This window comes from Neorhizobium sp. S3-V5DH (assembly GCF_004343065.1).
Classification (GTDB): Bacteria; Pseudomonadota; Alphaproteobacteria; order Rhizobiales; family Rhizobiaceae; genus Neorhizobium; species Neorhizobium huautlense.
In genome coordinates this window covers 29,831-56,116 of sequence record NZ_SMCL01000018.1, presented here as the reverse complement: position 1 = coordinate 56,116, position 26,286 = coordinate 29,831, and the positions used below count along the sequence as shown (strand labels likewise).

The following is a 26,286-nucleotide window of genomic DNA, read 5'->3' as shown; positions in this document are numbered from 1 at the left end:
CCTTCCGCAGCGTGAACCGTGCCCTTCGATTGATCAGGCGACGCGCGATCAGCAGCATTCCGGTGCTGCTGATCGTCATCGTCCTGACTTTCCTGCTGCTCGAATCCGCCTCCGGCGACGCCGTGGACGCCTATCTGCTGTCTATCGGCGGCGGGGATGCGACAGTGGCGCAATCGCTGCGCCAGGCCTACGGCCTCGACCAGTCCATGCTCGCCCGTCTCTGGCTCTACATCTCTTCGCTCTCACGACTTGACCTCGGCTGGTCCGTCGCCTTCGACCGGCCGGTCCTCCTCCTCGTTCTCGAACGCCTGCCTAATACCCTGCTCCTGATGGGAAGCGCCACCGCGCTTGCCTTTGGGCTCGGTTCCGCACTTGGCATCGTCGCCGGTGCAAAGCCAGAAAGCGCAAGCGACAGAGTGCTTTCCACCGTTTCCCTGATTCTCTACGCGATCCCGAGCTTCTGGCTCGGCCTGGTGCTCAGCATCGTCTTTGCCGTTCAGCTTCGCTGGCTGCCGACTTCCGGGATCGAAACGATCGCCTCCGGCAAGACCGGCCTCACCCGCGCCGCCGATATCGCGTCCCATCTCGTGCTGCCGGTCGGGGCATTGGCGCTAATCTATACGGCGCTTTTCCTGCGGGTGATGCGTGCCGGGATGGCCGATGTCTGGGCGCTGGATTTCGTGCTCTTCGCCCGCTCCAAGGGTCTGTCCCGCAGCCGCATCGTGCTGCGCCACGTTGCCCGCAACGCGCTCCTGCCGCTCGTCACCATGCTCGGCCTTCAGTCGGCAGCCATGCTCGGCGGCAGCGTCGTCATCGAGAGCATTTTTGCGGTACCCGGCTTCGGCAGGCTGGCTCAGGAAGCGGTGAGCGGTCGCGATGCGCCGCTTCTGATGGGTATCATCCTTGTCAGCGCAGTGCTGGTCATCTGCATCAACCTCGTGATCGACCTCCTTTACGCCGCACTCGATCCACGCGTCGGCGCCTCGGAGCCGGCAGCATGAGGCGGATTCGAAATCTCATGAAAACGCCGGAAGGTATGGCCGGGTTTGGCATTTTGGCCACGCTGATACTCGTCGCGCTGTTCGCACCGGTGCTGTCGCCCGGTGATCCTCTGCGCATTGCGGGCGACCCGTTGCTGGCGCCCTTCGTCGATCCCGCCTTCCCGCTCGGCACGGATCGACTCGGCCGGGATGTACTCGCCGGCATCATACATGGAACCCGCACCTCGCTTGCGGTCGGCATTGCGGCGGCCATTGCTGCCATTGCCATCGGCCTCTGTGTCGGGCTGGCGGCCGGCTTTGCCGGCGGGCTCGTCGAAGAGGCGCTGATGCGGGTGGTCGACGCCTTCCAGATCGTGCCGAGCTTCCTCCTGGCGCTTGCCTTCGTCAGCGTCATCGGCGCCTCCGTTCCCGTCGTGGTGCTGGCAATCGCTTTGGGCGCATGGGCCGACCCGGCCCGGCTGACCAGGGCGCAGGTGCTTTCGATCCGGGAAAGGGACTACGTCGCCGCCGCCCGGGTGATCGGCATGCATCCGGTCGAGATCGCCTGGAAGGAAATCCTGCCGAACGCCCTGCCGCCGGTGCTGGCGCTGTCGGCGATCATCGTCGCTGCCGCGATCCTCACGGAGGCCGCACTTTCCTTTCTGGGCCTGGGTGATCCCAATATCGTCACCTGGGGTTCGATGATTGCCGAAGGCCGCAATGTCCTGCGCTCGTCGCCGTCGCTGTCGATCTTTCCGGGCATCGCTCTAGTGGTGACGGTTATCGGCGTCTATCTGCTCAGTGAGGGCTTCGGGAAAACGCTCGCCGGGAGCGAGGCATGAGCGCGCTTTGCGAAATCAGAGAGCTCGAGGTCGCCTATCGAGGCAATTCCGTGCCCGCGCTGACGAATATCGATCTCGATATCCACGCCGGCGAGCGGCTGGCAATCATCGGCGAAAGCGGGTCCGGCAAGAGTACGCTTGCGCGAACAATTGCAAGGCTTCTGCCGGCTGGCGCGAGGGTGCGCGGAGAGATGCGCTGGTCCATCGGCCAGGTGCCGCTTCCCGGCCGGGACTTAGGATTCGTCTTCCAGGACCCCTCCGCAAGCCTCAACCCCGTGCTGACGATCGGCGAACAGGTGGCCGAAGGCGCGCGCCGCCATCTCGGACTGACCTGGAGAACTGCCTATGAGCGGGCTCTCGACATGCTGGAACGAGTCCGGATTCCCGATCCGGCAAAAGTGTTGAAGGCTTTCCCGCATCAGCTTTCCGGTGGACAAAGGCAGCGGGTGGCGATCGCGGCCGCTCTCGCGGCCGGGCCCGGCATTCTGATCGCGGACGAAGTAACCAGCGCGCTCGACATGATCGTCCAGGCCGAAATCGTCTCGCTCCTCGACGAATTGGTTCGCGAAGCCGGGATGACGCTGATCTTCATCACCCACGACATCGCGCTTGCGTCTGGCTTTGCAGACCGGGTGGCAATCTTTAGGGACGGCGGATTGGTCGAGGCCGGACCAACCGGGGCCATCCTCACCTCGCCGAAGGATGTCTATACCAGGGCGCTGCTTGCCAGCCATCGGGATCTCTCCACACCCCCTCTCATCCGCGAGGCGACGTCCTGATGTTGCTCGATATCGCAAACCTCTCGAAACGCTTCTCCTCCGGCGGCCGCGACGTGGCGGCGCTGAACGATGTTTCGTTGACGCTCGACCCCGGAGAGACGCTTGGTCTCGTCGGTGCGTCGGGAAGCGGAAAATCGACGCTCGCCCGCATTCTCCTGCGGCTGACGTCCGCCGATGCAGGCAGTATCCGGTTTGAAGGGAAAGACTGGCTGGCGCTTTCGGGCGCTGAACTGCGCCGCCGTCGCGCAAAAATGCAGATGGTGTTTCAGGACGTGCTCGGCGCCTTCAATCCCCGCGCCACCGTCGCCTCGGTCCTGGGCGACCCGCTGCGGATCCACGATATCGTCCCGAAGGTGGAGAGGCCGAGGGAGATAGCGACCCTGCTCGAACGGGTCGGACTGCCGGCAAGTTACGCTAGCCGCTCGATCCGCGAGGTTTCAGGCGGTCAGCGGCAGCGGATCGCGATAGCCAGAGCGATCGCCACGCGGCCATCCCTGATCGTGCTTGACGAGGCCGTCTCGGCGCTCGATGTCTCCATCCGCGGAAAGATCCTCGAACTCCTGGTCGAACTGCAGCAGGAGCGCGGCATCGCCTGCCTCTTCGTTTCCCACGACCTTGCGGTGCTGCGGGCCGTCTCCCACCGCATCGCAGTCATGGAAGCCGGCCGACTGGTGGAAATCGCCTCCGCTCGCCAGGTGATCGAAAATCCGCAATCGTCCGCCGCGCGGGCGCTGATCGCCGCCGTGCCGCGTCTCGTCACCGGAATGCCAGAGAGACCCCATCATGACGTTTGAATCGTGGAACCCGCTCAACGATCCGCCCGCATTTCCCGCAGCGCGCTATGGCGCCGTCGCCGATCGGTTGAAGAACATCCTGAAGACACGGATGGATGTGCTGCTCATCCAGGCGGAAGCCGTCGTGGCGCTGGAGGCGGCGGCTGCCAGCGTCGCGCGGCCCGGCATGAAGGTCCTCAACATCGTTACGAGCCTTTACGGCGCCTGGATCGGCAACTGGCTGAGACGTGCCGGTGCCGAGGTGATCGAACTCAGGGCCGAACCGGCGCGCCCCATCGATGCGGCGGCCGTCGAAGCGAACCTCAAGGTTCATCCGGACATTGCGGTCCTGTCACTCGTCCATGCGGAATCGGCGAGCGGCATCCGCAATCCGCTCGAGGAGATCATGCTGCTTGCGCGTGCCCGCGGTATAGTGACGATCGTCGATGCGGTCGCTTCCGTCGGCGGCCATGCCTTGAACGTCGATGAGCTCGGCATCGACGTCGCCGTGATCGGCGCTCAGAAATCGCTGGCTGGCCCGGCCGGCATTTCCGCCATGTCGATCAGCCCCGCCGCCTGGAAACTGATTTCTCAAGAAGGCGGACCAAGGGATTCCATTCTTTCGCTTTTCGACCAGAGGGCATGGCTCGAAACCGGCCGCGGCCAATTGCCCGGGACGGCGGCGCCGCTGGAATTCTTCGCGCTCGAGGCGGCGCTGGATCGGGTGGAGGCAGAGGGCCTGGAGCAGATGATCGCCCGGCATGTCCGGGCTGCCCGGGCAACTCGAGCAGCACTGGCCGCCATGGGAGCCGAGCTGTGGGTCCCTCCCGCCGGACGTTCCAATCTGGTCACCACGGCCAGGCTGCCTGCGGGTGCCGATACCTCCGCCTTGCTGGCTGTCGCGCCCGGCGTCATGGAGCTCTCTGCCGGGGTCGGCCCTGGCGCCGAACGGCTCATCCGGCTGAACCATACCGGCCGCCGCGCCCGCTTCGACAGCGTGCTCGGCAATGTCACGGCCTTCGGCATGGGTCTGAGGCGCCTCGGCTTCAAGGCGGATATCGCCGCAGCCGTCGATGCGGTCTCCCTCCACTACGGCGACTGACCGGGCCGACATCTCGTAAGGCACGCGGCCGGACGAAAATTTACATCCCGGCGTCGCTCAGCCAGTTGCGAGCGATCGTCTCGTCCTCCCACCCGATCCCGTGGTTGGCATCGAGTTTCATCGCGGTGACCTCCGCACCGGCAGTCCGCAGCCGCTCCTCCAGTTCCTCCGCGAGAGATCCGTAGAAATCGTCCGTGGCGCTCAATGAAAGAACCTTGCTGCCGGAAAGAACAACGGACGGTTTCTCTTCCAGGCAGTTCATCGAACGCAGCAGCACCGCCTTGCGGATCAGTTTCGGATGAAGCTGCATGACCGCGCCGATCATGTTGCCGCCGTTCGACCAGCCTGCAAAAGCCGTACGGTCGGGATCGACGCCATAGGCCGGCCCCAGTTCCTGCACGAAGGCCGCGAAAGCTTCCGCTTCGGATACGATCTCCCTCTGGTCGAACGTCGTTTGGCTAAAGCGGCGGAAGTAACGGGGATGTCCCTCGTCGGTCGACCGTCCCCGGATCCCGATCAGCATCGCATTCGGCGCAGCGCTGCGGCCGAAGGGAAGCATTGTCGTCTCGTTGCCGCCCGTTCCATGCATCACGATCAGTGTGGAACCGTCCCACGTTTCGGGCATGTGGATACGATGCACGAAAGGCAGGTCGCGATAGATGATGCGCTCCTCTCCCGGCAGGCCGAATTGCGGCAGCATGACCCGGAGCACCTCATGGTCTTCCTTGAAATGCGCCGGAATGAAAAGACGGCTGCCAAGCGTTTCCAGAGGTTCGTCGGCCGTGAAACCCGGCCCGTCGGTTGCCAATTCGATCAGCGTTCCGGCAGGCTCACGCACATAGAGCGAATAGAAATAATGGCGGTCGTGCATGTTCATCTCGCCGCTGCTTTCCGCTTCCAGCGCCGAATACACCGCCTCCACCCGTGCCCGGTCAGGCGCCCGGAAGGCGATATGATCGATCGTTCCTGTGCCCGGAGCCGCGGTCCAGAAGCCGCCCGCATCGCGGACATCGACGATGTCCTGCGCCTCCGAGGTGAGCCGCTGGATAGTGCCCTCCTTCGGTCCAGGCGTAAGTCCCATGTGACGCGCCAGGAAATCCGCCGTCGCCGCCGGCTTTTCCGATAGGATTGTCACGCCGCGCAGTCTGCGGATCGCGTCAGCCTCGGCAATGCCGCCGCCGGCCCACCAGATCCAGGGCGCGGCTTCCTCGACCCCAACCAGTTTCACGATAATGCCGTCAGGATCCGTCAGCCGCAGAACCGGTTCGCCAAACTCCTGTGTGGGGCCGCTGAGCTTGACATTGTACTGCAGTGCCCGCGTCAGCCAGAAACCGATCGCGTCCGGCGCGATCGAAAAGCTGATTTCGCTCGGCGCGCCATGGCCTACCCGGCCGAGCGATCCGTCCTCCCAGGCAAGAAACGTCACCAATGAGCCGGGAGATGCGCCGCCGTCACCGTAGAAGAGGTGAAGCTGACGCGCATCCTCGAAACCCGCCGTCCGCTTTACGAGCCTCAGACCGAGGAAACCCACGTAGAAATCGACATTGGCCTGGATCTTCCGGGTTATCGCCGTGACGTGATGAAGGCCGCTGGTCATGCGTATTCTCCCGCCCTCAGGCCGCCTGGATGGTCTTGATACGGTCGATCCCGCCGACAGTGGCCGCAAACTCCTGCCAAACCCCTTGCGCTCCCTTTTGCCATTCGTCGAGCGCCTCCGGCTTCAAGACCTTGCCGCCGTTCCCCAACGCCTGCTGCACCGACCTGGCTTCGTCTTCGACGATAAGGCGGTCGAAATAACCCGCCGCCTCCTGCGAAGCATCGCGAAAAACCGTCTTCTGCTCGTCCGTCAGCCGGTTCCAGAAGTTCGCTGCGTAGAAAACCACCCCCGAGGCCCAGATATGGCCCGTCTCGGTCATATAGGGCACGACCTCGTAGAGCTTGAATCCGGCATAGGCGGACTTGGTGAGATCCATGGCATCCGCCACGCCGGTCGACAGGGCATTGTAGGTTTCGGTGATCGGGATGCCCACGGGCGTGGTGCCGAAGGCGCTCCAGAGCTTGGTGTGCAGCGGGCTTTGGATGACCCGGATCTTCTTGCCCTTGAGCTGATCGGGGCGCGTTACGGGCTCCTTGGTAAGCAGGTGCCTGGCACCGTAATTTATGAAATCTCCGACGACGAAACCCTGCGCAGCAAGCTTCTCTTTCAGGTTGCCGCCGATCTCCCCATCCACGGTCCGGCGCACATGGTCGCGATCACGGTAGAGGAAGGGAAGATCGAGGATCTGCAATTCCGGCACCCATCCGGAGAGCGAGGAAACTGTCGAGAGGCTTGCTTGCACCGAACCCAGCCGGGCGCCCTCGGCAACTTCCTTCTCGCCTCCAAGTGCGCCGTTCTTGACCACATTGAACCTGAACTGGCCGGGAAGCCTTGCCTCCACCAGTTCGCCGATCTTCACCCAGATCTTGGTCTCAGGCTTGTCGTCGCCCAGAAGCGAGGCGACCGTGATCGCAGTCGCGCGAGCGTTGGCGGTGCGGACATAGGCCGGAGCGGCGAGCGCCAACCCGGTGGCAACCGAAGTCTTCAGAAAGCGGCGGCGGTCCAATTTGTTCATATCCGGATCCTCGGGTTCAAAAACGACGGCACCGGCGGATTGAATTGCCTGGCTCAGCCGACCCGACCTTTTCACCCATGAGATCCGTTTCTTCAAGTTCTCAGATGAGCACCTTTCCAACCATTCACTCGGAAAATGCCGGATCGTCCCATCGAAGTACCTGCATTTTGTCAATTATGTTGACTGGCAATTACGGTTGTGCACGCTAGGTCTTCTACCGAGTCTCATCTCATAGTGGTCTTTCCGGATATTTTAACCGGCCCAGTGATTCATTTTGGAATAAAACCGTGAGCAGCGAAGCAAAACTTCGCGTCGCGAAGCCGTCGGCTTCGTTGGCGTTCGTGAATGCGACAGGCTGGGGCAAGGGCCTCTCGATCCTCACCCGCATCACCGTCATGGCCTTCCGCCATCCCTGGCAATCAAGTCTCGCGATCGGCGCGACCCTGGTCGCCTCGACGTTTCAGCTGATGATCCCGCAGCTGCTCGGCGAGGCGGTGGATCACACGCAGGTCGTGCTCACCGGCGGTGATGCCGGCCGCGCGGCTCAGGATGCACTCCTGACCACGGCACTGCTTCTGCTGGGCGCGAGCGTATTGCGCGGCATCTTCACGCTCGTGCAAAACTACTACAGCGAATCCGTCGGCCACCACATGGGCTATCGGCTGAGGCTCGCGTGTTACGAAAAGATCCAGCGCCTGTCCTTCAGCTTTCACGACAGCATGCATTCCGGAGACCTGATCACCGTCGGGCTTCTCGACCTCGAAGGCGTCCGCATGTATTTCTCGACGGCACTGGTGCGTATGGTGCTTCTCACCATGCTGATCGGCATCGGTGCCTACCTGTTGCTCTCCACCGATGTCGTCCTCGGTCTGCTCGCCTTGAGCTTCGTTCCCTTCGTCGGCTGGCGGTCGTCCGTGACCCAGCTCAGGCTGCGCGCCACCTGGCTGGAACTACAGGAGCGGCTGTCGGTGCTGACCCGCGTCATGGAGGAAAACCTCGGCGGCATTCGCGTCGTCCGGGCATTCGCCGCGCAGAAACATGAACTCGACAAGTTCGAGACAGCCTCGCAGAGCGCCGTGACGCTGGCGCATCAACGCGTCGGCATTCGGGTCGCAAACACCAGCGCCATGACCTTCTCGTTCTTCCTCGCCATGGTGCTCGTTCTCTGGCTCGGCGGAGCCAAGGTGATGGCCGGCGAGATGACGGTCGGCACGCTCACCTCGTTCCTGACCTTCATGACGATCATGCAGATGCCGGTGCGCCAGCTCGGCCTGATGGTCAATGCCTTTGCCCGTGCTTCTACCTGCGGGGCGCGGCTCTTCGAGCTGCTCGATCTCGATATTGCGATCAAGGACGAAAAGGACGCCAAGGACCTTGCCGTTTCTCAAGGCACGCTGCGCTTCGAACACGTCGATTTCGCCTATCCCGGCGCAGAAGAGCATAAAGTGCTGACGGACATCTCCTTTGAAGCAAAACGCGGCGAAACAATCGGCATCGTCGGACCTCCCGGTAGCGGCAAGTCGACCCTGGCTCATCTGATCCCGCGCTTCTATGACGTGACAGCCGGACGCATCACCATGGACGGACAGGACATTCGCAGCGTGACGCTGCAATCCCTGCGCCGCAAGGTCGTCGTGGTGCAGCAGGATTCCTTCCTTTTCACCACTACCATCGAAAACAACATCGCCTACGGCGATCCCTGGGCGAAGGAAGGCCGGATCGAGCGCGCCAGCGAAAGCGCCCAGCTGCATAACTATGTGCTCGGCCTTCCCAGCGGATATGACACTGTCGTCGGTGAACGCGGCGTCTCTCTTTCCGGCGGCCAGCGCCAGCGCCTGTCGATCGCCCGCACCCTGATGCTGCGCCCCGCCGTGATGGTGCTGGACGATTCCACCGCCGCGATCGATGCCGGCACCGAGCAGCGCATCCGCAGCGCCATGCGCAGATACGCTTCGGATCGCGTCACGATCATCGTCGCGCACCGCCTGAGTTCGCTGATGCATGCCGACCGGATCCTCTTCATGGAGGAAGGGCGGATCGTCGAAAGCGGCACGCACGAGGAGTTGCTCGCTTTGGGCGGTCGCTACAAGGCGCTTTACGATCTGCAGATTCGCCCCGACGACGACGCGCTGACCGCTTGATGACGGCCTGAGGAGGAGCCGGGAATGGCCGATGAACTGGAAACCGAACGCGCCGACGTGCGCGACGACGGCAGGCGGCCGCCCCGGGCGGTCGTCGGCTCACACCGGATCGAAGAGGAAATCTTCGGCAAGGTCTTCGACGGCGATATCGTCAAGCGGATATGGGCCTTCGTGCGCCCCTATCGGGTGAAAATCTACTGGGCGGTTGTCGCCGTCCTGATCTTCACCGCCATGCAGTTGGTGATCCCGCTGATCATCCGTTACGCGATCGACAACGGCATGCAGTCCGGCAGCGCCGATCACGGCGTGCTCATCGGGGCCATCGGTGCCTTTCTCGTGGCGATCGTCATCAATTTCGGCGCGAGCTATGCACAGGAAATGCTGGTCGGAAATGCCGCAGAGGACGTTCTCTTCGACATCCGCAAGGCGATGTTCAGCCATCTCCAACGCGTTTCTCTTTCGTGGATGGACAAGACCGAAGTCGGCCGGCTGATGTCGCGGCTGCAGGGCGACGTCAATTCCATGCAGGAATTTCTGGAAACCTCGGTGCTGTCGGTGGGCGATATCGCCCTGCTCTTTGGCATCGTTTTCGTGATGCTCTACCTTGATTTCAAACTGGGCCTGCTGACGCTTTCGGCCTTGCCGGTCCTTTTTGTCGTCCGCATCTTCTGGCTGCCGAGGGCACGCAAGTCCTTCATGGCCGCGCACGAGACCAATTCCGTCGCGAACGGCGCCCTTGCCGAAGCAATCCATGGCGTTCGTGCCATCCAGAGCATGGACCGCGAACGGGTCAACTTCATGCTCTACGACGACAAGGCGCGGGCGAACCTCAGGACCCATCTGACGGCCGCGAAATACGCCCAAGTCATGGTGCCGATCGTCGATACGCTCACCGGCCTCGCCATGGCGCTGGTCATCGTCGTGGGAGGCGCCCGCGTCCTCAACCAGGCGCTGGATGTCGGTGTGATGATCGCCTTCCTGTTCTACATCCAGCGCTTCTTCGACCCGATCCGTTCACTGACGCTGCAATATTCCGTGATGCAGCGCGCCATGGCCTCGGGCCAGAGGCTGACCGAAGTGCTGGACGTGCCAGTCGACATCAAGGACGCGCCAAATGCCAAAGTCCTCTCGCCGGACATGGATGGTTCGGTCGAATTCCGTGACGTTGTCTTCGGCTACAATCCGAAACATCCGGTGCTGAAACATGTGAGTTTCAAGGTCAATCCTGGAGAAACGGTGGCTCTTGTTGGGCCGACAGGCTCAGGCAAATCGAGCTGCATGTCGCTCATTCATCGTTTCTACGATGTCCAGCAGGGCCAGGTCCTGGTCGGCGGCCACGACGTCCGGGACCTGACGCAGGATTCGCTCGGCCGGCAGATCGCCATGGTGCTGCAGGAACCCTTCCTGTTCACCGGCACCGTCTTCGACAACATCCGCTACCACAAGACCGAAGCGACGCGGGAGCAGGTGATCGAGGCGGCCAAGGCCGTGGGCGCCCATGACTTCATCATGCGCATGCCGGGCGGCTACGATGCCGAACTCGGCCAGCGCGGCGGCAACCTTTCGCTCGGTCAGCGGCAATTGATCAGTTTTGCCCGCGCGCTTGTGGCCGATGCCAAGATCCTGGTGCTCGACGAGGCGACCGCCAACATCGACAGCTATACCGAAATGCTGATCCAGAAGGCGCTGGTGAAGCTGCTCGAAGGCCGCACCGGCCTGGTCATTGCCCACCGTCTCGCCACCATCCGCGAGGCAGATCGCATCATCGTGCTGCAGAACGGCGAGCTGATCGAAAGCGGCAACCACGCGGATCTGATGCGCAACCGCAAGCTCTATGCCAAGCTCTACAATCTCAACTACGCGTCCTTCGATGATATCCCCGAGGAGATAATAGAAGACGCGGTGACGGAATCGGCGACCTGATGCGCCGGGACGTTCAGTCCGAGTTGCGAGACGAAACGCGACATTTTCGCCGTGCCGTTCTGCTCCTTCCAACTTATGATATTATGAGTCAGACCAGAACGTGAAGCTCCGACCTACAGGCAGATGTGAAACGTCAACGCGAGCGCTCTCCCGATGCGGCCGAGTTGAGATGGAGAAAGAAATGAGACGTAGGCAATTCATCTGCATGGCAGCGTCCGCGGCATTCCTGCCACGCGCCGCAGCAGCTGAAGGCACGGCGCTGGTTGTGCACAAGGACCCGTACTGCGGCTGCTGCGGTGCTTGGGCATCGGCCTACGAGGCAGCAGGCTTCGTGGTGACTATCCGCAACGAAGACGACATGGATATGATCAAGGCACAACTGAAGGTGCCGAACGAGGTTCATGGCTGCCACACTGCCATCGTCGACGGCTATTACCTGGAAGGGCACGTGCCCCTTGAGGCGGCGGAAAGGCTCCTGAATGAGCGACCGCCGATCGCTGGGCTGGCGGTCGCGGGCATGCCCAAGGGATCGCTGGGAATGGGAACAGATCCCAACGCCTCTTATGACGTGATGGCCGTACCGCGCGACGGATCGAAGCCCTTCGTCTATCTGGCGGTGCGCCCTTCCTGATGCTTTGTCGTCGCGGCCGTGCGGGATTGGTGGACATTGCCGCCGATCCCGCCGTCGCCGGTCCGATGCTTATTGCTGCCAGAACGCCAGCATCTCTTTGGGCGTTACCTTGCTGTCCTTGTTCGCATCCACGCTGTCGAAGATCCGCTTGTGGACTGCCGCCACCTCCTCGAAGGACAGCGCGCCGTCCCCGTCGGTGTCGGCGATCGCGAACATGATCTTCATCATCTGTCCGCGCATGCCCATCTGCGGCATTCCTCCCATCATGCCGGGCTGCATCATCATGCCTCGCCCCATCATTCCGCCCGGCATCATGTCGGAGCCGGGCATGGTCCCCTGGCTTTGTCCGGCCATGCCGTCCGTCCCCGAAGGCGGGGCGGCCTGCGACGACTCCGCCGGGTGATGCGGATCCGCTCCGCTGGTCTGCGCGAGGGCAAAACCTGCACTCCCGAAGGCGATCGCCGCGGCAAGCAGGACAGCGGTTGGAATTGTTGTGGTTCTCATGTCGTTTCTCCTCTAGATTGGTCTGTATCCGCCTGCCCCCTGAAGTGGGACAGGATGAATTCGAATGTCGTGTCCGGCGAACGCGCCGCCGGGCCACCTAGTCGATCGATGAACGGCGCAGTCTGAGCGAGTTGGCGATGACGCTTACCGAGGAGAGCGCCATGGCGGCCGCCGCAATGATCGGCGACAACAGCAGCCCGAAGGCCGGGTAGAGCACGCCCGCCGCGACGGGCACGCCCGCGGCGTTGTAGAAGAAGGCGAAGAACAGGTTCTGGCGGATGTTGCTCATGGTCGCGTGACTGAGCTTGCGCGCCCTAGCGATCCCTTGCAGGTCGCCCTTCAGCAGCGTGACGCCGGCGCTCTCGATCGCAACGTCCGTTCCCGTGCCCATGGCGATGCCGACATCGGCCGCGGCAAGCGCCGGCGCATCGTTGACCCCGTCTCCAGCCATGGCCACGACACGCCCTTCGCTTCGAAGCCGCGCAACCACCCTTCCCTTGTCCTCCGGCAGGATCTCGGCTTCCACCTCGTCAATGCCGAGTCTTCTCGCCACCGCCTGTGCCGTCGTTCTGTTATCGCCAGTCAGCATGACGACCCGGATATTCTCCTCCTTGAGCGAGCGCAGGGCGGCGGGCGTCGTCGCCTTGACGGGATCGGCAATCGCAATAAGGCCGCCGACTTTGCCGTCGACGGCGACGTAGATCACCGTTGCCCCCTCTCCTCGCAACATCTCGGCCTCGCCCATGAGAACCGACAGGTCGATCCCCATTTCCGCCATGATCCGATGGCTGCCGATGACGAGCTTTTTGCCGTCGACGGTCCCGGTGACGCCTTTACCGACCGGGCTGTCGAAGTCGCGCGCCTCGCCCAAAGCGATCTCTCTCTCCTTGGCTGCAGCGACGATGGCCGCGGCAAGCGGATGCTCGCTGGCACGTTCGAGGGTGGCGGCCAGTCTCAGAAGCTCCGTCTCCTTAAAGCCGTCGATGGCCTTCAGCGCCGTGACCTTCGGCCGGCCTTCCGTCAGGGTGCCGGTCTTGTCGACCACCAGCGTGTCGATCTTCTCGAAACGCTCCAGCGCCTCGGCGTTCTTGATGAGGACACCCATCCCCGCGCCGCGCCCGACACCAACCATGATCGACATCGGGGTCGCCAGTCCGAGAGCGCAGGGGCAGGCGATGATCAGCACGGCGACGGCAGCGACGAGGCCGTGGGCGAAGCGAGGTTCCGGTCCCCAGATGCCCCAGGCGACGAAGGCGGCGACCGCGATAAGGATCACCACGGGAACGAACCAGCCCGACACTTGGTCGGCCAGGCGTTGTATCGGTGCGCGGGAGCGCTGGGCATCCGCGACCATGTGCACGATCTGCGCAAGCATGGTATCGCGTCCGACCTTGCCCGCCCGCATAACGAAACCGCCGCTCTGGTTGAGCGTGCCGCCGATCAGCTTTGCGCCGACCTCCTTCGTCACCGGCATGGATTCCCCGGTGATCATGGATTCGTCGACGGAGCTGCGCCCCTCGACCAGTTCCCCGTCAACCGGCACCTTTTCGCCCGGCCGGACCCGCAGGCGGTCGCCGACCTCCACGACGTCGAGGCTGACGTCCTCGTCCGAGCCGTCATTTCCGACACGGCGGGCCGTCTTCGGCGCGAGGTCCAGCAGCGCCCGGATGGCGCCGCCGGTCTGCTCCCGCGCCCTGAGTTCCAGAACCTGCCCCAAGAGCACGAGGATTGTGATGACAGACGCCGCCTCGAAGTAGATCGCAACGGAACCGTCAGCGGCGCGGAAGGTGTCCGGAAAGATGCCGGGTACGGCCGTGGCGACGACGCTGTAGACCCAGGCGACACCCGTTCCCATCGCGATCAGCGTGAACATGTTAAGGCTGCGATTGACGAGCGAGGCCCAGGCTCGCTCGAAGAACGGCCATCCCGCCCAGAGGACGACTGGCGTCGCAAGCGCGAGCTGGATCCAGTTCGAAAGCTGCGCCCCGAGCAGCATGTGAAGGTTGGTGAGATGGCTCCCGATCTCCAGAGCGAGCACCGGCAACGTCAGCACAAGTCCGATCCAGAACCTGCGGGTCATGTCCAAGAGTTCAGGACTTGCTCCCGTCGCTTCGGTCGCGACTTCCGGCTCCAGCGTCATCCCGCAAATCGGGCAGTTGCCGGGGCCAAGCTGCCGGATCTGCGGATGCATCGGGCAGGTGTAGATCACGTCCGCCTCAGGCTCTGGTTTGACGCTCGTCTTCGAGGCGGGCTTCTTCTCTTCGTGGAGGTGGCCGCTTCGGGAAAGGGAATGGCTTGCATGCGTGTGATGATCAGTCATGGATTGCTCCTTCCCGATGAGAACCGGCTGCATCCGTCCCACGGCCGAGCTTTGGAAGGAACCTCGGTACCGCTCTTGCATAGGCGTCCCATGCGGCTCCGAACTCGGCTCGCGAGGCTTCCTCTTCCCGCTTCGCCAGCCGCACATAGACCCAGACGAGGACCGGGAACATGGCGAGCGTTACAAGCGTCGGCCATTGAAGCAGGAATCCTATCATGATCACGACGAAGGCATCGTATTGTGGATGCCGGACGCGGGCATACGGCCCCGAGGTCGCCAGACGGTGATCGCGCTGGGCGGCGTGGAGTACGTGCCAGCTTGACGCAAGCAGCCAGAAGCCTGCGACGATCAGGAGATTGCTCAGGAGATGGAACGGTCCGAAATGCGGGTTGACCCGCCATCCGAACATCATCTCCAGCAGATGGCCGGCGTCATGCGACCAGAAGTCGATGCCGGGGAATTGCCGCCCGAGCCAGCCGGACAGCAGGTATACGGTGAGCGGGAAGCCGTACATCTCCGTGAAGAGCGCGACGACGAAGGCGGAGAAGGCGCCGAGCGAGCGCCAGTCCCGTTTTGTCTCAAGCTTCGTGAAGCTCGCGGCGAAGATGATGAACACCAGGGAATTGATGAACACCAGACTCCAGAACCCGTAGGCCGGAACATCAAACATCGCGGGTCTCCTTCGTCTTCTGTTGGGCCGCGCCCAGTCTGTGGCCGGCATGATCATGGCCGGGATGGCCGCCGTGACCGTGGCCGTGATGCATGACGACGTGCATCAGAGGGCAGATCAGGATGAGGAGCCACGGCAGAACGCCAAGGACGTGCACGCGGTGCTCGTAGGCAACGAGCGCCAGCGCGATCGCGGTGAAGGCGATGAAGACGGTCCGGCTGTAAGTGCTCCAGGCAGATGGGGAGTTTTTGTTGTCCATGAGAATGTCTCGTCGATTTGTTTCGGGAAGGGCTTCGCAGTCATCAACCGCGTCAACCGATGCCGTCATAGGTCACGTAAGCCATCATGCCCGTCGCCATGTGGTAGAGGTGATGGCAGTGAAGCGGCCAGCGGCCGGGATTGTCGGCGTCGAATGCCAGGACGACGCTCGCCATCGGCGGCAGCAGCACGGTATCCCTGACGGCTCCTGCGACCGGCGCTCCATTGACGGCGCGTACCTGGAAATGGTGGCCGTGCAGGTGCATCGGATGCGCCATCATCGAGGTATTGCTGATCACCACTTCGATCCGCTCGCCGCGCTTCACGACAAGACCGTCCGCGCCATCGATTCCCCAGGTGTAGGCTGCCATGTCGCCCGTCAACGAAAGTTCGAAGCGGCGGTCCGCCGCGCGGGCTGCCAGCGGGATGACGGGATGCAGCCGCTGTTCGAGATCGAGCCCGAGGACCGGCCCCCTCGCCTCGCCATCAACGGCGATCCTGCGAATATCCGCACCCGCGGTGGCAAGGATGATGCCCGTCCGTTCCACGGCTCCCTCGCGCAACGCGAGGACGGGAAACGCACCGCCGTTCTTCGGAATGCTGATGCGGATATCGAGACGCTGACCCATGGAGACAGGGAAAGACGTCCCCGTGACCGGCTGCACGCCCTGCCCGTCGACGGCGACCAATTCCGCGGAAAGGCTGCCCGTGTCGATGGTGAAGGCAGTCGCCGTGGCGCCGTTGATGATGCGCAAACGAACCTGGCCGCCTTTCTCGACCCTTACGACATCGGGATCGTCGAGCGTCCGGTCGTTGGCGAGATAGGCGTCATATTCGATGTCGTTGAGGTCCATCGCCGACGTGGCCGCCATCGGCATGCCCATCGTCGACATGCCCGTCATCGGCATCTGATGCCCCTGCATAGTCTTCATTGTCTGCATCATGCCCTGATGGCCAGACCGCATGCCATGCCCGGCGCTCACACCCTTCAGCCCTTCAAGCAGTTCCTCCGGGGATTTGAACGAGAAGTCATGGAGCAGGATCACGACCTCCTGCTCGTCGCGGGCGCGATCTTCGGCAGTCCGCACGATCAGCGGTGCAGCGAGGAGGTTCTGCTCCTGCAGCGTATGGGCATGCATCCAATGCGTGCCACCCGCGCCGACCGGGAAGATGTAGCGGCGGGTCTCGGACGGCTTCAGGAGTGCGGCCGGGTTGTCGGGTACGCCGTCGGCCGCCCAGGGCGGCGTCAGACCGTGCCAGTGGATCAGAGTGGGCTGGTCGATAGCGCTCGACAGCGCGACATCGAATTCCGTTCCGGCATCCAGCGTCAGCCCCGAACTGCTGTCTGGCTGGACGAGGCCGAAGACTCGGGCAGACTTGCCCCTGACGTCTATGGTCCTGTATCCGACGGAGAGGCTGCGAGGCGCTCCCTGTGCAGATGTGGATCTTGCGTCCTGCGAAAAGGCGCGGACGGGACGGAGGGCGGCCGATGTGCCAAGCGCTGCTGCGCCGACCATCAGACCGTTAAGAAAATCACGGCGGTTCATTGCAATTGGTCCTGTTTCCGGATCGGCTGCGCCGATCATTGGTCTTGGGCACCCGTGAGGAAGCCCGTCGAAATGGCCGGATGCCGCAACGGAGCGGCTTCCGGAATCCTCAGACCGGAAAACGGGGGGGACCAAGCGTCGGCGGAAGCGCCAGACCGTGACCGGTCTGGTCGCGCCATGCAAAACGGAGGAAGGAGCCAATGGCTGCCGGCGCCTCCGGCCTGTCCATATTCGTCAGGACGACACAGAAGCCGCATGGAACGGCGCAGCAGCTCTTGTGGTCGGGAATGTGAAGGCCGCCCTTGACCGAGGCGTGGACGGCCTCCTGGATCGAGGAGCGTTCGAAGCCGGAGTGCTCGTGAACGGAATGTTCATGGCACCGCATCGCCTGCACGCCTGCCGTCGGCGCGAAGAGAAGCGCAAGCCCGACCAGCACGGTCAGCACTGCGTTCATCCATGCGAACCTGCGGCGATCGGCTGCCATGCGTGCGGCTCCGTTCCCCTGATCAGCCGAAGCGACGGCTGATGGCGTTGAAGATAGTGCCGATCAACGCTCCCGCATAGCCCCCGAAGACGATACTCTGAACAACGCCCAGCGCCAGGCTCTGCAGATCGAAGCCGGTCAGTCCCAGATAGAACTGCAGCCAAGTCCGGTGCAGACCCCATTCCGGAGCGACGAAGCCGAGCAGCATGCACAGCAGAAACGAGATGGTAGCGAAGGAGGCAAGTGTGGCGGCAAGGACTGGAACGGAGACATGCGCGGACACTGCCGGAGACGCCTCGGAACCAGGGTGCAGGATCGTGTTCACCATTGTAGATCCTCCGATGGGGCTGTTCGCGCAGCCATCACGACCCGACTACTTTGGACCCTTCCGACCGCGCATTCCTTGATTCAAGTCAACAATGCCGGAGCCCGCCGGACAAGAGTTACCACAGCCCTGGATGTAGCCATTCGAAGTGGCGTATCCCCTCAAAAGCAGCATCATGATCGGCATGTCGGCGGCGTCGAACCAATGGGCGCAGCCGGCGCCGAGCTCCGTGCACGACACCAGGACCGGCGCCCGGCGCCCCCGCTACAAAAGGCATGCGTTGGCTTTCCACGGGACAGATTTCGACCTGAACGCGAATAACGGCCGCTCGTCATCCAGATGTATTATTCCGGAAGTACGCCGCTTGTTGCGATTGTTCCGAAAGCAACGATGGAGAACCACCATGACTGACGTCGACACCAGCAAACTGTCTTGGGACGAGTGGGACGAACTGCACAATCCGCCGCCGGCCGAGACCGAATTCGACCGCGTGGTGGAAAGTGCCCTTTCGCGGCGCGGCTTCCTCGGCGGTGTCCTTGCCATCGGCTCCGCCGCGGCTGCGATGGGCACGCTCGGCAACCTGATGTCGTCCACCTCTGCCCAGGCACAGCAGGCAGCCTCGGCCGGCCGCTTCGCGTTCAAGCCGATCCCCGTCTTCACCGACAATACGATCCATGTACCCGAAGGTTACAGCTGGAAGCCGCTCGCCAAGTGGGGGCAGCCGCTGTTTAAGGGCGTGCCGGACGTTGACCCTGTGAAGGGTGTGAGCCTCAAAAACTCCGATAAGGTGTTTGGTGAAAACACCGACGGCATGGAACTCTTCGTCGTCGGCGACCACCAGCTGATCGCCGTCAACCACGAATATGTGAACCCCGAAATCAACCTGCCGCATCGCGAAAAGGGCACTCCGGCCAATCTCGATGAAGTGCGCATCCTGCAGAACATGCAGGGCGTCACCGTCATGGAAGTGGCCGAAGGGGAAAATGGCTGGGAGATCGTGCTCGACAGCCCGTTCAACCGTCGCATCCATCACAACACGCCGATGAAGCTCTCCGGCCCGGCCGCCGGCTCGGATCTCATCAAGACCGCAGCCGACCCGAACGGCACCGACTGTCTTGGGACCTTCAACAATTGCGGCGCCGGCCGCACGCCGTGGGGCACCTACCTCACCTGCGAAGAGAACTTCAACGGCTATTTCGGCACGACCGACGCCGCCTTCAAGCTGCCCGATGACTACAAGCGCTACGGCATCGTCGCCGAGACGCGTTATGCCTACGAGAAGTTCGACGAACGCTTCGACGTCGCCAAGAACCCGAACGAACCCCGCCGCGCCGGCTATATCGTCGAGATCGATCCGTCGGACGCCTCCTCGACCCCGGTCAAGCGCACGGCGCTCGGCCGCATCAAGCATGAGAACGCCGCCGCCGTGGTCGCACGCGACGGCCGTGTGGTCGTCTACATGGGCGACGACGAGCGTGGCGAATTCCTCTACAAGTTCGTCTCCAACGGCATCTACGTACCGGGCGGCGACACCTCGAAGCTGCTCGACGAAGGCACGCTCTTCGTCGCCAAGTTCTCCGACGACGGTACGGGCGAATGGGTCGCGCTGACGCCGGAATCGACCGGCATGAAGATGGACGAGATCTGCGTCTTCACCCGCCAGGCCGCCTCCAAGGTCGGCGCCACGACGATGGACCGTCCGGAATGGGTCGCCGTCAACCCGGTCGCCATCGAGGCCTATTGCGCGCTGACCAACAATTCGAACCGCGCCGTGAGCAAGGACGGCAAGATGAAGTCGAACGCCGGCGGCGACGTCATGGCGCTCAACGCGGCCAATCCGCGCGAGAAGAACGAGTACGGCCAGATCGTGCGCTGGTATCCGGAAAACGACGACCATGCCGACGGCAAGTTCAAGTGGGACCTGTTCGTCATGGCCGGCAATCCGGACGTGCACAAGGAAGGCCCCTATGCCGGTTCGTCCAACATCAACTCCGGCAACATGTTCAACTCGCCTGATGGCATGATGTTCGACTCGACCGGTCTCTTGTGGATCCAGACCGACGGCGAGGACACCAATGAGGGCGAATTCCTCGGTCAGGGCAACAACCAGATGCTCGCCGGCGATCCGGTCACCGGCCGCATCGAGCGTTTCCTGACCGCGCCCAAGGGCGCGGAAGTCACCGGCCAGACCTGGTCGGCCGACAAGCGCACCCACTTCGTCGGCATTCAGCATCCCGATGCTCCCTTCCCGGATGGCGAAGGCAAACTGCCACGCTCGACCGTGGTCGCAATCAAGCGCGACGACAATGCGCTCGTTGGATAGCCGCTAGATGCCACGAAACGGTTTGGGGGCGCTGACGTCAGCGCCCCCAACACGGGCTGCGATGGCGTTGCCCTGGCCAGGGAGTGCGTAGGCGATACCTCGCTATGCCGCTGAATCTCATCTTCCGTCATTTGAAACTTGTTATCGCGGGACACTGATCCGCCCGGTCACGCCGCCCTCTCCGGCGCAGATCAATGCAAAAACGCCCGGAAGCGGCAGCCGCTTCCGGGCGTTTTTTTGATTGCCGATGCCTGTGTCAGGCTCTCAACGGCGCTGGTTATAGACGTCTACGCAGACGGCACCGAGAAGCACCAGCCCCTTGATGACCTGCTGGTAGTCGATGCCGATGCCGAGGATCGACATGCCGTTGTTCATCACGCCCATCAGGAATGCGCCGATGACGGCACCCGTCACCTTGCCGACGCCGCCATAGGCCGAGGCACCGCCGATGAAGCAGGCAGCGATGACGTCAAGCTCGAAGCCGGAGCCGGCCTTCGGGGTTGCACTGTTGAGGCGGGCCGCGACGACGAGGCCGCCGAGCGCTGCCAGAACGCCCATGTTGACGAATGTCCAGAAGACGAGGCGCGTGGTCTTGATGCCGGAGAGTTCGGCAGCGCGGGCGTTGCCGCCGACCGCGTAGATCTGCCGCCCGATGATGGTGCGGTTGGTGAAGAAGCCGTAGGCCGCGACCAGCACCGCCATGATGATCAGCACGTTCGGCATGCCGCGGTGCGACGAGATCAGATAAGCGACATAGCCGATCGCGGCCAGAACCACGATGTTCTTGCCGATGAAGAAGCCCATCGGTTCGCTCTCCACGCCGTGCGAGATGCGGCGGGCGCGGCTGCGGAAGTTCTGCCAGACGAGCGCTGCGGCAAGCAGCAGGCCGAGAATGAACGAGGTCAGGTAGACGCCGCCATCGGAGGAGATGAGCTCGACGACATAGCCGGACGACAGCTTCTGAAAGATCGGCGGGAACGGACCGATAGCCTGGCTGCCGAGAATGGCGATCATGAAGCCGCGGAAGACAAGCATGCCCGCCAGCGTCACGATGAAGGACGGTATCTTGAAATAGGCGACAAAGTAGCCTTGAATGGCGCCGATGAGCCCGCCGACCACGAGGCAGATCACGATCGAGCTCGCGAAATCAAAGCCCCACCGGACCATCAGAAGCCCGGCCAGGCCGCCGATGAAGCCGGCAACCGAGCCGACCGAGAGGTCGATATGGCCCGTCACGATCACCATCAGCATACCAAGCGCCATGATGACGATATAGCTGTTTTGCAGGACGATATTGGTTACGTTGAGCGGCTTGAGGAGAATGCCACCGGTCGCGAACTGGAAGAAGATGACGATCACGACCAGCGAGATCAGCATCCCATAGTCGCGCAGGTTATCTTTCCAGAAACTCGTTGCCAGCTTGGGAGCGGTGATTGCTTCCTGCGGGGTGGTCATGATTATCTCCCTTTGCGACGCATGATGGCGCGCATGATATTTTCCTGCGTTGCCTGCTCGCCGGCCACTTCGCCGACGAACTCACCCTCATGCATCACCATGATTCTATCACAGGTGCCGATCAGTTCTGGCATTTCGGACGAGATCACGATGACGGCTTTTCCGGCATCCGCAAGTTCGTTGATGATGGAATAGATTTCGTACTTTGCGCCGACATCAATGCCACGCGTTGGCTCATCCAGGATCAGGATGTCGGGCCCGGTGAACAGCCATTTCGACAGCACCACCTTCTGCTGGTTGCCGCCGGAGAGCTTGCCGGTTTCCTGGTAAACGGTATGGCTGCGGATCCGCATCCGGGTGCGGAACTCCTGGGCCACCTTCATTTCCTGGATGTCGTCGATGACCCCGCGGTTCGAGACGCCGCCGAGATGCGCAAGCGAGATGTTCTTGCGGATGTCTTCCGCCAGAATGAGCCCCAGGTGCTTGCGGTCTTCGGTCACATAGGCGAGACCCGCCTTGATGGCGCGATGCACGTCCGACGTATCGACTTCCTTGCCGTGGATCTTCACCGTGCCCGTGATGTCGCGGCCGTAAGTGCGGCCGAAGACGCTCATGGCGAATTCGGTGCGGCCGGCGCCCATGAGGCCCGAAATACCGACGACCTCGCCGGCGCGGACCTTCATGGATACATTCTTGACAACCTGCCGGCTTGCGTGCAGCGGATGATAGACGGACCAGTTTTCGACTTCGAAGATGACCTCGCCGATCTTGGGGGTGCGGGCCGGATAACGGCTTTCGAGGTCGCGGTCGACCATTCGGCGGACGATCTCATCCTCGTCGACGGTGCCTTCGTGGCAGTCGAGCGTGCCGACGGTCCGGCCGTCGCGCAGAACGGTGATGCGGTCAGCGACCTCTGTGATCTCGTTCAGCTTGTGGCTGATCATGATCGAGGTGATGCCGTTGCGGCGGAATTCCTTGAGCAGTTCGAGAAGTGCTGCGCTGTCGGTTTCGTTGAGCGACGCAGTCGGCTCGTCCAGGATCAGCAGGCGCACTTCCTTCGACAGCGCCTTGGCAATTTCGACCAGCTGCTGCTTGCCGACGCCAAGATTGGTGATGAGTGTTTCCGGCGCTTCGGTGAGCCCGACCTTGGCCAGGAGCTGCTTGGTGAGCCTGTAGCGCTCGTCGCGGTCGATCACGCCGTATTTGGATGGCGCCTTGGCGAGAAAGATATTCTCGGCAATCGACATCAGCGGAATGAGGGCAAGCTCCTGGTGAATGATGATGATGCCGAGCTTTTCGGAATCGTTGATGTCGCGGAAGTGCCGCTCCTCCCCATCGAAGAGGATCGAACCTTCGTAGGAGCCATGCGGATAGACTCCCGAAAGCACCTTCATCAACGTTGATTTACCGGCTCCGTTTTCGCCGACGAGCGCATGGATCTCGCCTTCCTTGACGGTGAAGCTGACATCGGAAAGCGCCTTGACGGCGCCAAAGCTCTTCGAAATGCCCCGCATCTCGAGGATCGGCGGCTTTTCGGGAAGAGAGACGGGATCGAGCATGATCACTCCGCAATAAGAAAGCCCGCGCAGCGGATTGCTCCGCTGCGCGGGTCGATGAGATTACTTGACCTGAGCTTCGGTGTAGTAACCGCTGCCGATCAGGATTTCTTTCCAGTTGGTCTTGTCGACGATAACCGGCTTCAGCAGGTAGGACGGAACGACCTTCTTGCCGTTGTCGTAGGTCTTCGTGTCATTCACCTGGGGCTCCTTGCCGCTCATGACCGCATCCACCATGTCGACAGTCACTTTAGCAAGTTCGCGGGTATCCTTGAAGATGGTGGAATACTGCTCGCCAGCAAGGATCGACTTGACCGACGGAACTTCCGCGTCCTGGCCGGTTACGATCGGCATCGGCATGTCGCCGCTGCCGTAACCGACACCCTTCAGGGAAGACAGGATGCCGATGGAGATGCCGTCATAGGGAGACAGAACGCCGTTCAGCTTCTTGTCGGAATAGGTGGACGACAGGATTGCGTCCATGCGAGCCTGTGCCGTCGCGCCATCCCAACGAAGGGTCGCAACCTGGTCCATGCCGGTCTGGCCGCTGCCGACGACCAGCGTACCCTTGTCGATCAGTGGCTGAAGCACGCTCATCGCGCCGTTGTAGAAGAAGTAGGCGTTGTTATCGTCCGGAGAACCGCCGAAGAGTTCGATGTTGAACGGACCCTTTTCGGTGTCGGCCTTCAGGCCCTTCACGAGCGACGTCGCCTGCTGCACGCCGACCTGGAAGTTGTCGAAGGTGGCGTAGTAGTCGACGTTCGGCGTGTCACGGATCAGGCGGTCATAAGCGATGACCTTGATCTTCTGGTCGGCAGCCTGCTGCAGAACGTCAGAAAGCGTCGTGCCGTCGATCGACGCAACGACGAGAACCTTGGCACCTTTGGTGATCATGTTCTCGATCTGGGAAAGCTGGTTCGGAACGTCGTCTTCCGCATACTGCAGATCGACCTGATAGCCGCGCTCCTTGAGAACCTTCACCATGTTGTCGCCGTCGGCGATCCAGCGCGCCGAAGACTTGGTCGGCATAGCGACGCCGACGAGACCCTTTTCCTGAGCTGCGGCAGGCGCAGCAAAGGCCAGGCCCGCCAGCATGGCGGCCGTGGTCATATATTTCAAGATGCTCATGTAGTACTCCTCCTTGAGGTCGGCTCCCCTTGAGCCGCCGTAGCTAAGGTTAGGGCGGCCCCCCGCCGCCCCTGGGGATCGTTACCGATCAGTGGTTATCGCGCGGCAGCCCGGCTGTCTGGGCGATCCGCTGGTATTTGACGGCCGGTTCAAGAACCGCGCCGGTTTCCATCTGACCCACGATGCCTCGCTGGATTTCCTGCCAGGGGGTCTGATGCTTCGGATAGTGGTAACCACCGTTTGCTTCCAAAGCCTTACGGCGTTCGGTTAATTCTTCGTCAGAGATCAGGATGTTGGCCGTGCCCCGTCCGAGATCGATGCGCACGCGGTCACCGGTCCGCAGCAGCGCAAGGCCGCCACCCGCCGCCGCTTCCGGCGAAGCATTAAGGATGGACGGGCTGCCCGACGTGCCGGACTGACGTCCGTCGCCGATGCAGGCGAGCGACGAAATACCCTTCTTCAGGAGGTAATCGGGCGCGCGCATGTTCACGACTTCCGCCGCTCCAGGATAACCGATCGGACCGGCGCCGCGCATGAAGAGGACGGTATGCTCGTCGATCTCCAGCGACGGATCGTCGATCCGGTGGTGATAATCCTCCGGTCCGTCGAATACCACGGCCCGGCCCTCGAATGCCTCCGGGTCGGCCGGGTTCGACAGATAACGTTCGCGGAATTCCGGCGAAATGACGCTGGTCTTCATGATCGCGGACGAGAAGAGATTGCCGCGCAGCACGCGGAAGCCGGCCCGCTCCTTGAGCGGCTCTTCGTAGCGGCGGATAACCTTGGCATCCTCGATAATGGCGCCGCGGCAGTTCTCGCCGATCGTCTTGCCGTTCACGGTCATAGCGTCCTCGTGAATGAGGCCCTGTTCCATGAGCTGGTTGACGACCGCCGGCACGCCGCCCGCGTGGTAATAATCTTCGCCGAGATATTCGCCGGCCGGCTGGAGGTTGACCAGCAGCGGCACCTCTTCACCATAGGTCTGCCAGTCGTCGACGGTGAGTTCGACGCCGATATGGCGGGCGAGCGCATTCAGATGGATCGGGGCATTGGTGGAGCCGCCGATCGCGGAATTGACGCGGATCGCGTTGATGAAGGCTTCCTTGGTCAGGATATCGGAAGGCTTCAGATCTTCCTTCACCATCTCGACGATGCGAAGGCCGGTCAGATAGGAAACCTCCTGGCGGTCGCGGTAAGGTGCCGGGATGGCCGCCGAACCCGGCAGCTGCATGCCCAGCGCCTCGGCCAGCGAATTCATCGTCGTTGCCGTGCCCATGGTGTTGCAGTAACCGGTAGACGGCGCCGACGACGCGACCAGCTTGACGAAGCCTGCATAATCGATCTCGCCCTTTGCGAGCAGCTCGCGGGCTTTCCAGACGATCGTGCCCGAACCGGTGCGCTCGCCGCGGAACCATCCGTTCAGCATTGGTCCGACCGACAGAGCGATCGCGGGAATGTTGACCGTGGCGGCGGCCATGAGACAGGCCGGGGTCGTCTTGTCGCAACCGATGGTGAGGACGACGCCATCGAGCGGATAACCGTAGAGCACCTCGACGAGGCCGAGATAGGCCAGGTTACGGTCGAGACCTGCTGTCGGACGCTTGCCGGTCTCCTGGATCGGATGAACCGGGAATTCGATCGCGATGCCGCCGGCCTCCCGGATGCCTTCGCGCAAGCGATGAGCAAGCTCGAGGTGATGGCGGTTGCACGGAGAGAGGTCGGAGCCGGTCTGCGCGATACCGATGATCGGCCGATCCGACTGAAGTTCTGCCTGGCTGAGGCCGAAATTCATGTAGCGCTCAAGATAAAGCGCCGTCATGTCGACATTCGCCGGGTTGTCGAACCAGGCGCGCGAGCGGAGCTTCTTCACCTCCTGGCGGCGGTGCTCGGTTTCGGCGATCTCATTGGATGGAGCGTTCTCTGAATTGCTCAT

22 protein-coding genes are annotated in these 26,286 nt (G+C 62.5%); 9 read left to right on the top strand and 13 right to left on the bottom strand.

Features of this window, described 5'->3' with window-relative positions; translation table 11 throughout:
• The first annotated feature begins 11 nt into the window (after window positions 1-11).
• From EDE09_RS21070 to EDE09_RS21050, 5 genes are read left to right on the top strand one after another with little or no spacing between them, the layout of a single operon-like run.
• Window positions 12-1,001 carry an ABC transporter permease gene (locus tag EDE09_RS21070; RefSeq protein WP_112801267.1) on the top strand — a complete coding sequence of 330 codons (990 nt, stop codon included), beginning with the start codon at window positions 12-14 and terminating at the stop codon, window positions 999-1,001.
• Entirely contained in the window at window positions 998-1,822 is an 825-nt protein-coding gene (locus EDE09_RS21065; protein WP_112801265.1) for an ABC transporter permease, read from the top strand. Before EDE09_RS21070 ends, EDE09_RS21065 begins: the two co-directional genes overlap by 4 nt.
• Window positions 1,819-2,601 carry an ABC transporter ATP-binding protein gene (locus tag EDE09_RS21060; protein WP_112801263.1) on the top strand — a complete coding sequence of 261 codons (783 nt, stop codon included), beginning with the start codon at window positions 1,819-1,821 and terminating at the stop codon, window positions 2,599-2,601. The genes EDE09_RS21065 and EDE09_RS21060 overlap by 4 nt, the downstream gene beginning before the upstream one ends.
• Window positions 2,601-3,395 (top strand): ATP-binding cassette domain-containing protein, encoded by a 795-nt coding sequence (locus EDE09_RS21055; RefSeq protein ID WP_132412779.1) that lies wholly within the window; start codon window positions 2,601-2,603, stop codon window positions 3,393-3,395. The genes EDE09_RS21060 and EDE09_RS21055 overlap by 1 nt, the downstream gene beginning before the upstream one ends.
• Window positions 3,385-4,476 carry an aminotransferase class V-fold PLP-dependent enzyme gene (locus EDE09_RS21050; protein WP_112801261.1) on the top strand — a complete coding sequence of 364 codons (1,092 nt, stop codon included), beginning with the start codon at window positions 3,385-3,387 and terminating at the stop codon, window positions 4,474-4,476. Before EDE09_RS21055 ends, EDE09_RS21050 begins: the two co-directional genes overlap by 11 nt.
• A 40-nt stretch (window positions 4,477-4,516) precedes the next feature.
• On the opposite strand, the gene EDE09_RS21045 is transcribed toward EDE09_RS21050, so the two are convergent.
• Window positions 4,517-6,073, bottom strand: coding sequence for a VOC family protein (locus EDE09_RS21045; RefSeq protein WP_112801260.1), 1,557 nt, complete (start codon window positions 6,071-6,073; stop codon window positions 4,517-4,519).
• Window positions 6,074-6,089: 16 nt separating this feature from the next.
• Window positions 6,090-7,088, bottom strand: coding sequence for a TRAP transporter substrate-binding protein (locus EDE09_RS21040; RefSeq protein ID WP_112801328.1), 999 nt, complete (start codon window positions 7,086-7,088; stop codon window positions 6,090-6,092).
• 287 nt (window positions 7,089-7,375) lie between these two features.
• Between EDE09_RS21040 and EDE09_RS21035 the strand changes: the two genes are divergently transcribed.
• From EDE09_RS21035 to EDE09_RS21025, 3 genes are all read left to right on the top strand, one after another.
• Window positions 7,376-9,229, top strand: coding sequence for an ABC transporter ATP-binding protein (locus EDE09_RS21035; RefSeq protein WP_207914880.1), 1,854 nt, complete (start codon window positions 7,376-7,378; stop codon window positions 9,227-9,229).
• 24 nt (window positions 9,230-9,253) lie between these two features.
• Entirely contained in the window at window positions 9,254-11,152 is a 1,899-nt protein-coding gene (locus tag EDE09_RS21030) for an ABC transporter ATP-binding protein (protein WP_112801259.1), read from the top strand.
• Window positions 11,153-11,333: 181 nt separating this feature from the next.
• Window positions 11,334-11,783, top strand: coding sequence for a DUF411 domain-containing protein (locus EDE09_RS21025; RefSeq protein ID WP_112801258.1), 450 nt, complete (start codon window positions 11,334-11,336; stop codon window positions 11,781-11,783).
• Window positions 11,784-11,852: 69 nt separating this feature from the next.
• Here EDE09_RS21025 and EDE09_RS21020 read toward each other — a convergent pair whose 3' ends face one another.
• The 7 genes from EDE09_RS21020 to EDE09_RS20990 all read right to left on the bottom strand — a co-directional run bounded on the left by EDE09_RS21020 (window position 11,853) and on the right by EDE09_RS20990 (window position 17,894).
• The gene (locus tag EDE09_RS21020) at window positions 11,853-12,287 is read right to left on the bottom strand and encodes an EF-hand domain-containing protein (protein ID WP_112801257.1); all 435 of its coding nucleotides are present in this window, start codon (window positions 12,285-12,287) and stop codon (window positions 11,853-11,855) included.
• 97 nt (window positions 12,288-12,384) lie between these two features.
• Window positions 12,385-14,607, bottom strand: a complete 2,223-nt coding sequence (locus EDE09_RS21015; protein WP_162712484.1) for a copper-translocating P-type ATPase — start codon at window positions 14,605-14,607, stop codon at window positions 12,385-12,387.
• On the bottom strand, window positions 14,600-15,277 hold the full coding sequence (locus EDE09_RS21010; RefSeq protein ID WP_132412777.1) for an isoprenylcysteine carboxylmethyltransferase family protein: 678 nt from the start codon (window positions 15,275-15,277) through the stop codon (window positions 14,600-14,602). Before EDE09_RS21010 ends, EDE09_RS21015 begins: the two co-directional genes overlap by 8 nt.
• Window positions 15,270-15,536, bottom strand: a complete 267-nt coding sequence (locus tag EDE09_RS21005; RefSeq protein WP_112801323.1) for a DUF2933 domain-containing protein — start codon at window positions 15,534-15,536, stop codon at window positions 15,270-15,272. The genes EDE09_RS21010 and EDE09_RS21005 overlap by 8 nt, the downstream gene beginning before the upstream one ends.
• Before the next feature lie 52 nt (window positions 15,537-15,588).
• Entirely contained in the window at window positions 15,589-17,082 is a 1,494-nt protein-coding gene (locus EDE09_RS21000) for a multicopper oxidase domain-containing protein (RefSeq protein WP_112801318.1), read from the bottom strand.
• 109 nt (window positions 17,083-17,191) lie between these two features.
• Window positions 17,192-17,566, bottom strand: coding sequence for a hypothetical protein (locus EDE09_RS20995; RefSeq protein WP_132412775.1), 375 nt, complete (start codon window positions 17,564-17,566; stop codon window positions 17,192-17,194).
• A 22-nt stretch (window positions 17,567-17,588) separates the two neighbouring features.
• On the bottom strand, window positions 17,589-17,894 hold the full coding sequence (locus tag EDE09_RS20990; protein ID WP_105370140.1) for a hypothetical protein: 306 nt from the start codon (window positions 17,892-17,894) through the stop codon (window positions 17,589-17,591).
• Window positions 17,895-18,294: 400 nt separating this feature from the next.
• Here EDE09_RS20990 and EDE09_RS20985 point away from each other — a divergent pair, with 400 nt between their 5' ends.
• On the top strand, window positions 18,295-20,214 hold the full coding sequence (locus EDE09_RS20985; RefSeq protein WP_112801253.1) for a PhoX family phosphatase: 1,920 nt from the start codon (window positions 18,295-18,297) through the stop codon (window positions 20,212-20,214).
• Between the two features lie 264 nt (window positions 20,215-20,478).
• On the opposite strand, the gene mmsB is transcribed toward EDE09_RS20985, so the two are convergent.
• The 4 genes from mmsB to EDE09_RS20965 form a co-directional block, all read right to left on the bottom strand.
• Window positions 20,479-21,669: a multiple monosaccharide ABC transporter permease gene (gene mmsB / locus EDE09_RS20980; protein WP_105370142.1), complete on the bottom strand. Its 1,191-nt coding sequence runs from the start codon at window positions 21,667-21,669 to the stop codon at window positions 20,479-20,481.
• A 2-nt stretch (window positions 21,670-21,671) separates the two neighbouring features.
• Entirely contained in the window at window positions 21,672-23,228 is a 1,557-nt protein-coding gene (gene mmsA / locus EDE09_RS20975) for a multiple monosaccharide ABC transporter ATP-binding protein (protein WP_105370143.1), read from the bottom strand.
• A gap of 60 nt (window positions 23,229-23,288) precedes the next feature.
• Window positions 23,289-24,353, bottom strand: coding sequence for a multiple monosaccharide ABC transporter substrate-binding protein (gene chvE, locus EDE09_RS20970; RefSeq protein WP_105370144.1), 1,065 nt, complete (start codon window positions 24,351-24,353; stop codon window positions 23,289-23,291).
• A gap of 88 nt (window positions 24,354-24,441) precedes the next feature.
• Window positions 24,442-26,286, bottom strand: coding sequence for an IlvD/Edd family dehydratase (locus EDE09_RS20965; RefSeq protein ID WP_105370145.1), 1,845 nt, complete (start codon window positions 26,284-26,286; stop codon window positions 24,442-24,444).